Genomic DNA, 12,857 nt, shown 5'->3' on the forward strand with positions numbered 1-12,857 from the left:
AGGGCGTCTTGGCCGAACGGGATGCGCGGCGGGCATGGCATGCCGCGTCAGGGTGAAACAGGTGAAGCAAGCAAAGACCTCCTCCAGCACGGCCAAGTCAGCGGCCAAGTCCGCGGCCAAGTCGGACGACCAGGCCGCGCGCCCGGAACCGGGTTCCAGCCAGACGCTGATCCGCGGCCTGGACATCATCGAATCGGTCGCCGCCGGCATCGGCGACCTGGGGGAAATCGCGCAGCACACCGGCATGACCTACAGCACGGTGCATCGCATCGTGCTGGCGCTGGCGCGGCGCAACTACCTCAAGCGCGACCCGCAGCGCGGCTACCGGCTGGGCCGCAAGCTGCTGGAGCTCGGCTTTCACGCGTATTCCGAAGTGGAGCTGACGCGCATCGCGCGCCCCATGCTGCAGGCCCTGGCCGACAAGACCTCCGACACCGTGCACCTGGCCACCGTGGACCACGGCCTGGTGATCTACCTGGACAAGATATCCAGCCGCCGCGCCATCGAGATCAGTTCGCGCATCGGCGGCAGCAAGCCGCTGATCTCCACCGGCGTGGGCAAGGCGCTGCTGCTGGACGCGGGCGAGCAAGAGTGGGAAGCCATCTACGAACAGCAGCGCCATCTGCTGCGCCTGCCTGTGTCCAAGTCCGCGTGGATCAAGCTGATGCGCGGCTACGCGCAGGCCGGCTACGCCTACGACACCGGCGAGGACGAGCCGTCCATCCGTTGCGTGGCCGCGCCGATCCGCGACGGCAGCCGCAAGACCGTCGCCGCGATCAGCGTGTCCAGCACGCTCGAATACATGGATGAAAAACGCATGAAGGCGCTGGCGCCGGTGGTATGCGAGACGGCCCGCAGGATCAGCGCGGAGCTGGGCAGCAGCCAGGGGTAGGCGGCGCCAACCGCCCCGTTATCAAACCGCCAGAATCTTCCCCGGATTCATGATCCCGTGCGGGTCCAGCACCCGCTTCATCGCCGCGATCAACGACAGCTCCGCCGGATTGCGGCTGTAGTGCAGCCACGGCCGCTTGTGCAGCCCGATGCCGTGCTCGGCCGAGACCGATCCCGACAGGCTGCGCACGATGTCGTAGAACGCGGCCTCGATGCGCGCTTCGGTCTTGCGGCCGTCGGCCGGCAGCGGCCCCACCACGATATGCACGTTGCCGTCGCCCACGTGGCCGAAGTAGATCGCGCGCACGTCGGGGAAATCGCGCGCCAGCGCCTGGCGCATCCGGGCCACGCATTCCTCGATGCGCGAGATGGGCGCGGATACGTCGAAGTTGATGGTGGGCGCGAAAGTGCGCAGCATCTCGGAGATGGCGTCGCGCAGCTCCCAGAAGGCCTGGGCCTGCGCGTGGGACTGGGCGATGGCGGCGTCGGCGATCCAGCCTTCGGCCAGCGCGTGCTCCAGCACCGCCTCGAAGCGCGCCGCGTCCTCTTCGGGCGCGGCCGCCTGCAGGTCCAGCAGCACGTACAGCGGATACGTGGCCGGCAGCGGCGCGGCGATGCCGCCGGCGGTGGTGGCCGCGGCATAGTAGTCCTGCCACATCACCTCGAACGCGCTGACCCGGCCGCCCAGGCGGTGCTGCGCATGGCGCAGCAGCTTGATGGCCGAGCCGAAATCGGGCGCGGCCACCAGCGCGGTATTGGCGCCCGAGACGCCCGGATGCAGGCGCAGCACGGCCTGGGTGACGATGCCCAGCGTGCCCTCGGTGCCGATGAACAGATGCTTCAGGTCGGGGCCGGCATTGTTCTTGACCATCTTGTTCATCATGGACAGCACGGTGCCGTCGGGCAGCACGGCTTCCAGCCCCAGCACCAGGTCGCGCGCCATGCCGTAGCGGATCACCCGGTTGCCGCCGGCATTGGTGGCGATGTTGCCGCCGATCTGGCAGGAGCCGCGCGCGCCCAGGTCCAGCGCGAACAGAAAGCCGGCGGCCTGCGCGGCTTCCTGCACGGCCTGCAGCGGCGTGCCGGCCAGCACGGTCATGGTGGCGGAGGCGGGGTCCAGTTCGACCACGCCGGACATGCGTTCCAGCGAGACGAGCACGCAGCCTTCGATCGGCGTGGCGCCGCCGGCCAGGCCGGTCAGCCCGCCTTGCGGCACCACCGGGCAGCGTCCCGCGTGGCACAGCGCCAGCACGCGCGCGACCTCGGCGGTGTCGCGCGGACGCACCAGGGCCAGTGGCCTGCCGCCTTCCTCGCCGCTCCAGTCGTTCAGGAACCGGGCCTCGATGTCGGCGCCCGCCAGCACTTCGCCGATGCCGGCGTCGGCGCGCAGCGCGGCCAGCATGCTTTCAGGGTTCCAGGGGGCGGACGCTGTTTCCGATGCCGCAATGTTCATGCAGGGACTCCTCTTTCGGTTGTGGAATGGCCGGAGTGCCCGGCCTTTATTCTCATATGTTGAGAGCATCTATCATTATTTGAAAAAATTCTAGCATCAATCTAGAATGCGCCTACGGCATTCCCAGCCCGATTCACCCGAACAAGAACATGCCGCCTCCCACGGGAGCGGCGCAGCGTTGGAGACAAACCAATGACGAATCTCATCACCACGAAGCTGTTCCGGCTTGCGGCCATCGCCGCGGCGACGACCCTGTGCGCGGCCGGCCTTGCGGGCCGGGCGCAGGCGGCCGAAAAAATCGTGCTCAAGGCGGGCCACGCCGCCTCCACCAGCAACACCGGCCACCAGGCCCTGGAACACCTGGCCAAGGAACTCGCGGCCAAGACCGACGGGCGCATCACGATGGAGATCTTTCCCAATTCGCAGCTCGGCAGCGAACGCGAACTGGTGGAAAGCATCCAGCTGGGCAACGTGGACATGACCTTCGTGTCCTCGGCGGTGCTGGGCAACTTCAACAAGGAATTCTTCGCGCTGGATATCCCGTTCCTGTTCAAGGACCGGGCCAGCGTCTATCGGGTGCTGGACGGCGATATCGGGCAGGGCCTGCTGGCCAGCCTGGACAAGGTCGGCATCAAGGGCGTGGCCTACTGGGAAAACGGCTTTCGCCAGCTGACCAACAGCAAGAAGGTGATCAAGTCGCCGGCCGACCTGGAAGGCATGAAGATGCGCACCATGGAGAACGAGGTGCACATCGCGGCCTGGAAGGCCGAGGGCGCCAACCCCGCGCCGCTGGCCTTCGGCGAACTGTTCACGGCGCTGCAGCAGGGCACGTTCGACGCGCAGGAGGGGCCGATCAACCTCTTCTACGACATGAAGTTCAACGAAGTGCAGAAGTACATCACCAAGACCAACCACGTGTATTCGCCGTGGCCGCTGTTGATCAATCCCGAGGTCTACGAGCGCTTCAGCGACGCCGACAAGAAGGCGTTCCTGCAGGCCGTCAAGGACACCACCGCCTACCAGCGCGAACTGGCGCAAAAGGCCGATGAGAAGGCCGAGGCCGCCATGCCCACGGTCACCTTCACCAGCCTCACGCCCGAAGAGCTGGCGGCGTTCTCCAGCCGCATGGGGCCCATCCAGGAAATGGTGAAGAAGAAGGTCGGCGGCGACATCGTCGACCGCATCGTGGCCGAAACCGGCAAGACCGGCGGCTGAGCCCGGCCGGCGCCGGGCGCCGGAACCCTTCCAACGCGCGCGCAAAGCGCGCCTCCAAGCCGCCGCCGCGCATCGCGGCGGCGCGGCCGGCCGCGCGCCGGCCGTCTTCGGAACGACGCAATCATGTGGAAATTTCTAGACAAGCACCTGGAAGAAGTGCTCACGGTGTTCCTCCTGGCGGCCATGTCGCTGCTGATCTGCGCCCAGGTGTTCATGCGCTACGTCATGGACAGCTCCCTGGCGTGGTCGGAGGAACTGGCGCGCTATTGCTTCATCTGGGCCACCTATCTGGGCGTGAGCTACGCCGTCAAGCGCAATGCGCACATCTGCGTGGAGGCGGCGGTGTCGCGCCTGCCCGGCAGGCTGAAGGCGGGCTTCGTGATCCTGTCGCACGCGCTCTTCATCGTGTTCGCGGCGATGGTGGTCAAGGAAGGCTACGCGCTGACGCTCAAGATCTTCAAGTTCGGCCAGACCTCGTCCTCGCTGGGCCTGCCGATGGGCGTCATCTACCTGGCGCCCACCGTCGGCTTCGCACTGGTGATCTTCCGGCTGGTGCAAAGCATCTTCGTTGAACTGGGCGCGCTGCGCCACGGAGGCCGCGCATGATTTCGCTATTGCTGTTCGGCAGCTTTCTGGCGCTCCTGATACTGAGCGTCCCCATCGCCATCTCGCTGGGCCTGGCCTCGGCCGTCGCGCTGATCTACAGCGGCAAGGTCAGCAGCAGCTACATCGCCCAGGGGCTGGTGACCTCCATCGATTCCTTCCCGCTCATGGCGGTGCCGTTCTTCATTTTGGCCGGCGACCTGATGGGGCAGGGCGGGCTGTCGCGCCGCCTGCTCAACGTGGGCAACGTGCTGTTCGGGCGCTATACGGGCGGGCTGGCCATCATCGCCATCGTCACCTGCATGTTCTTCGCCGCGATCTCCGGCTCGGGGCCGGCCACGGTGGCCGCGATCGGCGGCATCATGCTGCCGGCCATGGCCCAGCAGGGCTACGACAAGGGCTATTCGGTCGGCCTGATCGCCGCGGCCGGCAGCATCGGCATCATCATCCCGCCCAGCATCCCGATGATCATCTATGCGGTGTCGGCCAACGTGTCGATCACCAAGATGTTCCTGGCGGGCATCATTCCCGGCCTGCTGATCGGCGTGGCGCTGATCGTGGTGGCCTACCTCAGCGCGCGCAAGCACGGCTACCGCGGTTCGGAGCGGCGCTACAGCGGCGCCGAGATCGCGGCCGCGGTATGGGACGCCAAGTGGGCGCTGCTGGCGCCGGTGATCATCCTGGGCGGCATCTACGGCGGCGTGTTCACGCCGACCGAGGCCGCCGCCGTGGGCGTGCTGTACGGCTTCGTGGTGGGCGCCTTCGTGCACAAGGAATTGAGCTTCAAGGGGCTGTACCAGGTGATCGCCGGTTCGGCGCTGACCTCGGCCACCGTGATCGTCATCGTCGGCACCGCGACCATCTTCGGCCGGGTGCTGGCGATCGAGCGCATCCCGTTCGTGATCGCCGACTACATCGTGCACCTGACCGACAACCCCATCGTCATCCTGTTGCTGATCAACGCGCTGCTGCTGTTCGTGGGCATGTTCATGGAGACCATCGCCGCCATCATCATCCTGACGCCGATTCTGCTGCCGGTGGTCACGGCGGTGGGCGTGGACCCGGTGCACTTCGGCATCGTGATCATCGTCAACCTGGCGATCGGCATGGTCACCCCGCCGGTGGGCGTGAACCTGTTCGTCGGCGCGCGCATCGGCGGCGTTGCGCTGGAGAAGGCGGCGGCCGGCTCCATCGCCTTCATCGTGGCCATGATCGCCACCCTGCTGGCGATCACCTACGTGCCCGGGCTGTCCCTGGCGCCGCTCGGCCTGATGGGCAATTGAGGCGGCGCGGCGGTTCTTTCGTTCAATCATCAAGGAGTAAACCATGTCACGCAAACTGCGGGCCGCCATCATCGGCTCGGGCAACATCGGCACCGACCTGCTGGCCAAGCTCCAGCGCAGCCCGGTGCTGGAGCCGGTCTGGATGGTGGGCATAGACCCGCAATCCGACGGGCTCAAGCGCGCGCGGGAAATGGGCCTGCGCGTCACCTCGGACGGGGTCGACGGCCTGCTGCCGCACCTGCAAGAGAACGGCATCGACTTCGCTTTCGACGCCACCAGCGCCTATGTGCACAAAGAGAACTCGGACAAGCTCACCGCGCGCGGCGTCAAGGTCATCGACCTGACGCCGGCCGCCATCGGCCCGTACTGCGTGCCGCCGGTCAACCTCAAGGACCTGCTGGGCGGCGGGCACAACAACGTCAACATGGTCACCTGCGGCGGCCAGGCCACCATTCCCATGGTCTACGCCGTCTCGCGCGTGCAGCCGGTGGAATACGGCGAGATCGTGGCCACCGTGTCGTCGCGCTCGGCCGGCCCCGGCACCCGCAAGAACATCGACGAATTCACCCGCACCACGGCCGGCGCCGTGGAACGCATCGGCGGCGCCAAAAAGGGCAAGGCCATCATCATCCTCAATCCGGCCGAGCCGCCGCTCATCATGCGCGACACGGTCCATTGCCTGACCGAGACCGAGCCCGACCAGGACAGAATTCGCGAGTCGGTACACGCCATGATCGCCGAGGTGCAGAAGTACGTGCCGGGCTACCGGCTGGTCAACGGGCCGGTGTTCGACGGCAGGCGCGTGTCGGTCTACCTGGAGGTCGAGGGCCTGGGCGACTACCTGCCCAAGTACTCGGGCAACCTGGACATCATGACCGCGGCGGCGGTGCGCAGCGCCGAAATGTTCGCCGAACAGATGCTGGCCGACGCCGCCGTCCCGGCCGCAAACTAGGAGATCAGGAACATGGAACTGAAAGGCAAGAAAGTCGTACTGCATGACATGACGCTGCGCGACGGCATGCATCCCAAGCGCCACCAGATCACGCTGGAGCAGATGGTGTCCATCGCCCGCGGCCTGGACGAGGCCGGCGTGCCGATGCTGGAGGTCACGCACGGCGACGGCCTGGGCGGCGCGTCGGTCAACTACGGCTTCCCGCTGCACACCGACGAGGAGTACCTCGCGGCGGTGGTGCCGCAGATGAAGCAGGCCAAGGTGTCGGCGCTGCTGCTGCCGGGCATCGGCACGGTCGACGACCTGCGCCGCGCCCACGCGCTGGGCGTGCACACGCTGCGCGTGGCCACGCACTGCACCGAGGCCGATACCTCGGAGCAGCACATCGGCGAGGCGCGCAAGCTGGGCATGGACACGGTGGGCTTCCTGATGATGAGCCACATGAACAGCCCCGAGGGACTGGTGCGGCAGGCCAAGCTGATGGAAGGCTACGGCGCCAACTGCATCTACATCACCGACTCGGCCGGCCATCTGCTGCCCCATACCGTCAAGTCCAGGATCGAGGCGGTGCGCGCCGCGCTGCGCCCCGAGACGGAGCTGGGCTTTCACGGCCACCACAATCTTGCGATGGGCGTGGCCAACAGCATCGCCGCGATCGAGGCCGGCGCGGTACGCATCGACGCGGCCGCCGCGGGCCTGGGCGCGGGCGCCGGCAACACGCCGCTGGAAGTGCTGGTGTCGGTGCTGGACCTGATGGGCGTGGAGACCGGCGTGGACGTGTTCAAGATCCAGGACGTGGCCGAAGACCGCGTGGTGCCCATCATGGACTTCCCGATCCGCATCGACCGCGACGCGCTCACGCTGGGCTATGCCGGCGTGTACGGCTCGTTCCTGCTGTTCGCCAAGCGCGCCGAGCAGAAGTACGGCGTGCCCGCGCGCGAGATCCTGGTCGAAATGGGCCGGCGCGGCATGATCGGCGGCCAGGAGGACATGATCGAGGACACGGCGCTGTCGCTGCTGCGCCAGAAGCAGGCCGCGGCCGCCTGAGCGCGGCTTCAGTCGACGCCGGTCAGCAGATGCTGCGCCGGCCCGGTCGCCGCGCGCCGGAAGCGCGACGGCGACACGCCCATGTGCTCGCGGAAAAAGCGCGAAAAATTGCCGGGCGTCGAGAAACCCAGATCCAGCGCCACCGAGGTCAGGGGCTGCTTCTGGTGCGCCAGCAGGCGCACGGCTTCCTCCACGCGCACCGCGCTCCAGAACACCTGGGGCGTGGTGTTGAGCTGGTCGCGGAACAGCGCGAAGAAGTGCCCGCGCGACAGTCCGACGCGGCTGGCGACGTCCTCCACGGCCATCGGCTCGTGGACGTGCTGGCGCATATAGGCGATGGCCGCGCGCAGCCGGCGGTCCAGCGCGGGCGCCGGCGAGACCGGGCGCGGCGCCCGGTCCGGCCCGGCCGACGATTCGATCGCGGCCAGCAGCAGGGCTTCGACCTCGGCGTCGATATCGGCGCCCGGGTGCTGGTGCGGCGCGACGATCTTGTCCAGCAGGCGCCAGCAGCTCTGCCGCACGGCGGCGTCGATGGGCACGCCGGGCGCGTCGAAATGGAACGGGCGGCCGGTGGCGGCGCGCCGTTCGTCCAGCCAGGGCTTGGCGACGTAGAGGACCAGGAAAATCGCCGGGCCCGAACGTTCGAGCAGCCGCGCGTCGTGCGACTCGTAGGGGTTGGCGCCCAGCGCCAGGTTTTCGCTGTAGGGCACCACGGTCTGGCCGACGCGGCCTTGCGCCCGCGAGCCGCCCAGCCACAGGGCGAGCTGCACTTCGGCGTGCGCGTGCGCGATCAGGTCATCGCGCAGTTCCAGCACGACGGCGCGGCCGAACGCGCCTTCGTGCAAGGCATAAGTCTCCTGCATCTCCGTCTCCTGTCTTTTCGTCCTCGCCTTGCGAGCCAGCTGGGCGAGTCCGTTGCGCGGCGGCGGCGCCTGCGGGAATTTTATGGGCGTTTGCGCGCGAATCCGGCGTAGGTGTATTCACCTAGCACAAGATCTGACTCTGCGATAAGTCCGCGCACCCGGCGATAAGCGCGCCGCGGCCGGCGCCTATAAAGTCCTCTGAACCTGCCGGCGCGCCACGGGCCCGCCGCGGGACTGTTCAGGTAGAAGAAGGAGACGGTAGTGCGCATTGCTAGCTTTATATTGAACGGCAGCCAGGAAGTGGGACTGGTGTCCGCCGATGGCGCGACGGTGGCGCCCCTGGCGTTCGACGCGGAACGCAAGCGCCTGGGCGCCCAGGCCGTGATCGACCTGCTGGCCGCGGGCCGCGAACTGCCCGCAACGGGAGCGGCGCTGCCGCTGGCCGAGGCGAGGCTGCTGGCCCCGCTGCCCAGGCCGCGCCGCAACCTGTGGTGCGTGGGACGCAACTACCACGCCCACGCCAAGGAGCTGTCGGCCTCGGTCTTCAAGGACAACGACGCGAATCCCGAGTCCTGGCCCATCGTCTTCACCAAGGTGCCCGAGTGCGTGGTGGGGCCGCGCGACGACGTGCTGCTGCCGGCCGGCGTCTCGTCGCAGATCGACTACGAGGCCGAGCTGGCGGTCGTGATCGGCAAGGGCGGCAAGAACATCCCGCGCGCCCGGGCGCTGGAGCACGTGTTCGGCTATACGGTCGTCAACGACGTCACCGCCCGCGACGTGCAGATGCGCCACCAGCAGTGGGACATGGGGAAATCGTTCGACACGTTCTGCCCCATGGGGCCGTGGATCGCCACCGCCGACGAGTTCGACGGCACGCGCACGCGCGTGCGCTGCTGGGTCAACGGCGAGCTGCGCCAGGACGGACCCACGGAGAACATGATCTTCGACATTCCGTTCCTGATCGAAACGATTTCGCGCGGCATCACGCTGTATCCCGGCGACGTGATCGCGACGGGCACGCCCGCGGGCGTGGGCATGGGCATGCAGCCGCCGCGCTATCTGGCCGCCGGCGACGTGGTGCGCGTGGAGGTCGAGGGTCTGGGCGTCATCGAGAACACGTTTGTCGAGGAGCAAGCATGAGCACGAACTACGTCAACGGTCTGGCGGTGGAAATCGACGGCGAGGGGCCGGCGCTGTTGTGCATACACGGCCTGGGCGGCTCTTCCAACACCTGGACGCCGGTGATGGGCGCGTTCGAGGGCTTGCGCGTCATCCGTCCGGACCTGCCGGGCAGCGCGCGCTCGCCGCTGGGTTCGCAGCCCTTGTCCATCCAGACCTACGTGGACGCGCTGGCCGGCATGCTGGCGGAACTGAAGATCGATACGCTGCACATCGCCGCGCATTCCCTGGGCACCATCGTGGCCCAGCATTTCGCCGTGGCGCACCCCGGCCGGGTCAGGTCGCTGGCCCTGTTCGGGCCGCTGGCCGCGCCGCCCGACGCCGGACGCGCCGGCATCCGCGCGCGCGCCGAGCTGGCGCGCGGCGGCGACGCGGCCATGCAGGAGATCGCGGACGCCATCGTCAAGGGCGCGACCAGCGCCCGGACCAGGCAGGATCAGCCCGCGGTTCTGGCGCTGGTGCGCGAAAGCGTGATGCGCCAGCCGCCGGAAGGCTATGCGCAAAGCTGCGAGGCGCTGGCCGGCGCGCAGCCCGCCGCCGTGGAATCGCTGGACGTGCCGGCGCTGCTGGTGACCGGCGACCAGGACGGCGTGGCGCCGCCGGCCAACGTCGAGGCGCTGGCCGGCCGCATCGCGGCAAGCCGTTACGTGGTGTTCGGCGATTGCGGACACTGGACGACCTATGAACAGCCCCAGGCCTGCGTGCAGGCCCTGCGGGAGTTCTACGCGGCGCAGCGTTAGCCGCTCTTTTCCTGGCGTTTCAACATAAGAAAGCCGGCCCGCGGCGCGGGCCGGAGGAGACTTGTCATGTCCAGAATTGCCATTACCAATGTCGCCATCTTCGATGGCAGCGGCGAAGCCGTGTTCAAGGGCGAGGTGCTGATCGACGGCGCGCGCATCGCCGAGGTCGCGCGCGCGCCGCGGCAGGTGAGCCGCGATGGCGCGCGCGTCATCGACGGCCGCGGCCGCTTCCTGATGCCCGGGATGACCGAGGCGCACACGCATTTCTCGTGGAACGACCAGCCCTCGCTCGCCGCCATCCAGTTCATGCCGCCGGAGGAACACATACTCTGGTGCGTGCGCGTGGCCAAGCGCTATCTGGAGATGGGCTGGACCTCGGCCGTCGGCGCGGCGGCCGCCAAGCCGCGCCTGGACGTGGTGCTGCGCAACGCGATCGACGCGGGGGAATGCCCCGGCCCCCGCTACCTGGCGGGCAGCCAGGAGATCACCACGATCGGCGCGCTGGGCGACAACACGCTGCCGCACATGCCGTTCGATGAACTCAGCTTCGGCAGCGTCTGCAGCGGCCCCGAAGAGATCCGGCGGTCGGCGCGCACCTTCATCAAGTACGGCGTCGACCACCTGAAGATCAATCTGTCGGGCGAGTACATCGCCGGGCTGCCGGCCGAAATGTCGCCGTTCTCGGAAGAGGAGATCGCCATGCTGGCGGCCGAGGCCAAGCGTTTCGGCAAGCGCGTGGCGGCGCACGCGCGTTCGAGCGAATCGGTCAAGCAATGCGTGCGGCACGGCATCGAGATGATCTATCACGCCAGCTTCGCCGACGAAGAGGCGCTCGACATGCTGGAAGCCAACAAGGACAGGCACTTCGTGGCGCCGGGCATCGGCTGGCTGGTTCGCACCGCCTTCCATGCTTCCGACTACGGCATCACGCCCGCCGCCGCCGAGCAGATGGGCTACAAGCGCGAACTGGAGATCGCCGCCGAATCGCTGCGCAAGATGCACCGGCGCGGCATACGCATCCTGCCTGGCGGAGACTATGGCTTCGCCTGGATGCCGCACGGAACCAACGCCTCCGATCTCCAGTATTTCGTGGATTATGTCGGCATGACGCCCACCGAGGCGCTGGTGTCGGCCACCCGGCTGGGCGGGGAGATCATGCAGCGGCCGCACGAACTCGGCATGCTGCGTCCCGGCTATCTGGCGGACGTGGTCATGGTCGACGGCAATCCGCTGGAGGACCTGTCGCTGCTGATCGACCCGGACCGCATCAGCCTGGTGATGAAGGACGGGCGGATCTGCAAGAACGCCTGCCCGCCGGGCGCGGAAGGCGCGCCGCCGCGCGCCGTCGAGCAGGACAGCAGGGAAGCGGTCGCGGCGCATTGAGCGCCGCAGGGCTCAGGCCCGGCCCATGCCCGCCTGGACGCTGGCCGCCAGCATCTGGGCGGTCGCGGCCGACAGCGTCCATCCCAGGTGGCCGTGGCCGGTGTTGTAGAACACCCCCGGCCGCTTGCCGGGGCCGACCCTGGGCATCATGTTCGGCGTCATCGGGCGCAGCCCGCACCACGGCACCACGCGCGCGGTGCGCACGCCGGGGAAGTGGCGGCGGGTCCAGTCCACCAGCGGCTGCACGCGTTCGGCGCGGATGTCCAGGTTGAAACCGTTGAATTCCGCCGTGCCGGCCACGCGGAAGCGGTCGCCCAGGCGGCTGGTGACGATCTTGGCGGCCTCGTCCAGCAGGCTCACGCAGGGCGCGGCGGCGCGGCTGGCCTCGTCGTCCAGGTGCACGCTGATCGAATAGCCCTTGACCGGATAGATGTTGAGCGAGTCTCCGAGCTGCCGCGCGAACTGGCGGCTGGCCGCGCCGGCGCAGATCACCACGGCGTCGGCCGATTCCTGCCGGGCCGGCAGCGCGCCTGCCGCCAGGTCCAGACGGTAGGCGCCGCCCTCGTGCGCGATGGCGGTGATGTCGGCGTCCTGCACGAACCGCACGCCGCGGCGCTGGCAGGCGCGGGCCAGGCCGCTGGTGAACTTGTGGATGTCGCCGGTGGCGTCCGACGGCGTGTAGAAGCCGGCGTGGCAGGCGGTCTGCAGGGCCGGCTCGATGCGGCGCGCTTCTTCCGCGGTCACCTCGTAGCGCTCCAGCCCGCCTTGCCGCAGCAGCGCGTTGGCGCGGCGCGCGGTGTCGAAGCTGGCCGCGTCGTGGTAGATATGCAGGATGCCGCGGCGCTCCAGGTCGAAATCGATGCCTTCTTCTTCGGCCATGGCGTAAAGGTGCTGGCGCGCCTCGATGGCCAGGCGGGTGGTCTCGATGGTGTTCTGGCGATAGTTGCGGATCTGCCCGATGAACTGGGCCAGCCAGGAATACTTGTGCCAGCCCGGACGCGGATTGAGCAGCAGCGGGGCGTCGTGGCGGCCCAGCCAGCGCAGGCCTTTCATGATGGTGGACACGCTGTTCCAGACCTCGGCGTTGCTGGCCGACAGCTGGCCGCCGTTGGCGTAGGAAGTCTCCATGGCGGGGTAGCGCTGGCGGTCGTAGACGGTGACGTCGAATCCCAGCTTGTTCAGGGCATGGGCGGACGTGACGCCGGTGATGCCGGCGCCGATGATGGCGATGCGGGGCATGGTCGCTCC

Annotated in this window: 12 protein-coding genes; 9 read left to right on the forward strand and 3 right to left on the reverse strand. The window is 68.2% G+C overall.

Annotation, left to right across the window (positions count from 1 at the left end; genetic code table 11):
- Window positions 1-61 precede the first annotated feature (61 nt).
- Window positions 62-892, forward strand: a complete 831-nt coding sequence (locus A6B37_RS01470; protein WP_246842345.1) for an IclR family transcriptional regulator — start codon at window positions 62-64, stop codon at window positions 890-892.
- 21 nt (window positions 893-913) lie between these two features.
- Here the strand turns inward: A6B37_RS01470 and A6B37_RS01475 are convergent, their stop codons facing one another.
- Window positions 914-2,344: an FAD-binding oxidoreductase gene (locus A6B37_RS01475; RefSeq protein WP_111824701.1), complete on the reverse strand. Its 1,431-nt coding sequence runs from the start codon at window positions 2,342-2,344 to the stop codon at window positions 914-916.
- Window positions 2,345-2,536: 192 nt separating this feature from the next.
- On the opposite strand from A6B37_RS01475, the gene A6B37_RS01480 reads away from it, so the two are divergent.
- From A6B37_RS01480 to dmpG, 5 genes are all read left to right on the forward strand, one after another.
- Window positions 2,537-3,559 carry a TRAP transporter substrate-binding protein gene (locus tag A6B37_RS01480; RefSeq protein ID WP_102772309.1) on the forward strand — a complete coding sequence of 341 codons (1,023 nt, stop codon included), beginning with the start codon at window positions 2,537-2,539 and terminating at the stop codon, window positions 3,557-3,559.
- 123 nt (window positions 3,560-3,682) lie between these two features.
- The gene (locus A6B37_RS01485) at window positions 3,683-4,165 is read left to right on the forward strand and encodes a TRAP transporter small permease (protein ID WP_102772308.1); all 483 of its coding nucleotides are present in this window, start codon (window positions 3,683-3,685) and stop codon (window positions 4,163-4,165) included.
- Window positions 4,162-5,445, forward strand: a complete 1,284-nt coding sequence (locus A6B37_RS01490) for a TRAP transporter large permease (protein ID WP_102772307.1) — start codon at window positions 4,162-4,164, stop codon at window positions 5,443-5,445. The genes A6B37_RS01485 and A6B37_RS01490 overlap by 4 nt, the downstream gene beginning before the upstream one ends.
- A gap of 43 nt (window positions 5,446-5,488) precedes the next feature.
- Window positions 5,489-6,397, forward strand: a complete 909-nt coding sequence (locus tag A6B37_RS01495; protein WP_111824702.1) for an acetaldehyde dehydrogenase (acetylating) — start codon at window positions 5,489-5,491, stop codon at window positions 6,395-6,397.
- Between the two features lie 12 nt (window positions 6,398-6,409).
- On the forward strand, window positions 6,410-7,444 hold the full coding sequence (dmpG, locus tag A6B37_RS01500; protein WP_111824703.1) for a 4-hydroxy-2-oxovalerate aldolase: 1,035 nt from the start codon (window positions 6,410-6,412) through the stop codon (window positions 7,442-7,444).
- An 8-nt stretch (window positions 7,445-7,452) separates the two neighbouring features.
- On the opposite strand, the gene A6B37_RS01505 is transcribed toward dmpG, so the two are convergent.
- Entirely contained in the window at window positions 7,453-8,307 is an 855-nt protein-coding gene (locus A6B37_RS01505) for an AraC family transcriptional regulator (protein ID WP_111824704.1), read from the reverse strand.
- Between the two features lie 261 nt (window positions 8,308-8,568).
- On the opposite strand from A6B37_RS01505, the gene A6B37_RS01510 reads away from it, so the two are divergent.
- From A6B37_RS01510 to A6B37_RS01520, 3 genes are all read left to right on the forward strand, one after another.
- A complete protein-coding gene (locus tag A6B37_RS01510) occupies window positions 8,569-9,447 on the forward strand; it encodes a fumarylacetoacetate hydrolase family protein (protein WP_111824705.1) in 879 nt (292 codons plus the stop codon).
- A complete protein-coding gene (locus A6B37_RS01515) occupies window positions 9,444-10,226 on the forward strand; it encodes an alpha/beta fold hydrolase (protein WP_102772302.1) in 783 nt (260 codons plus the stop codon). Before A6B37_RS01510 ends, A6B37_RS01515 begins: the two co-directional genes overlap by 4 nt.
- Before the next feature lie 66 nt (window positions 10,227-10,292).
- Window positions 10,293-11,609 carry an amidohydrolase family protein gene (locus A6B37_RS01520; protein WP_111824706.1) on the forward strand — a complete coding sequence of 439 codons (1,317 nt, stop codon included), beginning with the start codon at window positions 10,293-10,295 and terminating at the stop codon, window positions 11,607-11,609.
- A gap of 12 nt (window positions 11,610-11,621) precedes the next feature.
- Here A6B37_RS01520 and A6B37_RS01525 read toward each other — a convergent pair whose 3' ends face one another.
- Window positions 11,622-12,848 carry a D-amino acid dehydrogenase gene (locus tag A6B37_RS01525; protein ID WP_102772300.1) on the reverse strand — a complete coding sequence of 409 codons (1,227 nt, stop codon included), beginning with the start codon at window positions 12,846-12,848 and terminating at the stop codon, window positions 11,622-11,624.
- Between the last annotated feature and the right edge of the window lie 9 nt (window positions 12,849-12,857).

The organism is Achromobacter sp. HZ01 (assembly GCF_003267925.1).
GTDB lineage: Bacteria > Pseudomonadota > Gammaproteobacteria > Burkholderiales > Burkholderiaceae_B > Achromobacter > Achromobacter pulmonis_A.

Coding starts and splice junctions, on each gene's coding strand:
- A6B37_RS01475 (WP_111824701.1), bottom strand. CDS start 2,344: ATGAACATTGCGGCATCGGAAACAGCGTCCGCCCCCTGGAACCCTGAA.
- A6B37_RS01480 (WP_102772309.1), top strand. CDS start 2,537: ATGACGAATCTCATCACCACGAAGCTGTTCCGGCTTGCGGCCATCGCC.
- A6B37_RS01485 (WP_102772308.1), top strand. CDS start 3,683: ATGTGGAAATTTCTAGACAAGCACCTGGAAGAAGTGCTCACGGTGTTC.
- A6B37_RS01490 (WP_102772307.1), top strand. CDS start 4,162: ATGATTTCGCTATTGCTGTTCGGCAGCTTTCTGGCGCTCCTGATACTG.
- A6B37_RS01495 (WP_111824702.1), top strand. CDS start 5,489: ATGTCACGCAAACTGCGGGCCGCCATCATCGGCTCGGGCAACATCGGC.
- dmpG (WP_111824703.1), top strand. CDS start 6,410: ATGGAACTGAAAGGCAAGAAAGTCGTACTGCATGACATGACGCTGCGC.
- A6B37_RS01505 (WP_111824704.1), bottom strand. CDS start 8,307: ATGCAGGAGACTTATGCCTTGCACGAAGGCGCGTTCGGCCGCGCCGTC.
- A6B37_RS01515 (WP_102772302.1), top strand. CDS start 9,444: ATGAGCACGAACTACGTCAACGGTCTGGCGGTGGAAATCGACGGCGAG.
- A6B37_RS01520 (WP_111824706.1), top strand. CDS start 10,293: ATGTCCAGAATTGCCATTACCAATGTCGCCATCTTCGATGGCAGCGGC.
- A6B37_RS01525 (WP_102772300.1), bottom strand. CDS start 12,848: ATGCCCCGCATCGCCATCATCGGCGCCGGCATCACCGGCGTCACGTCC.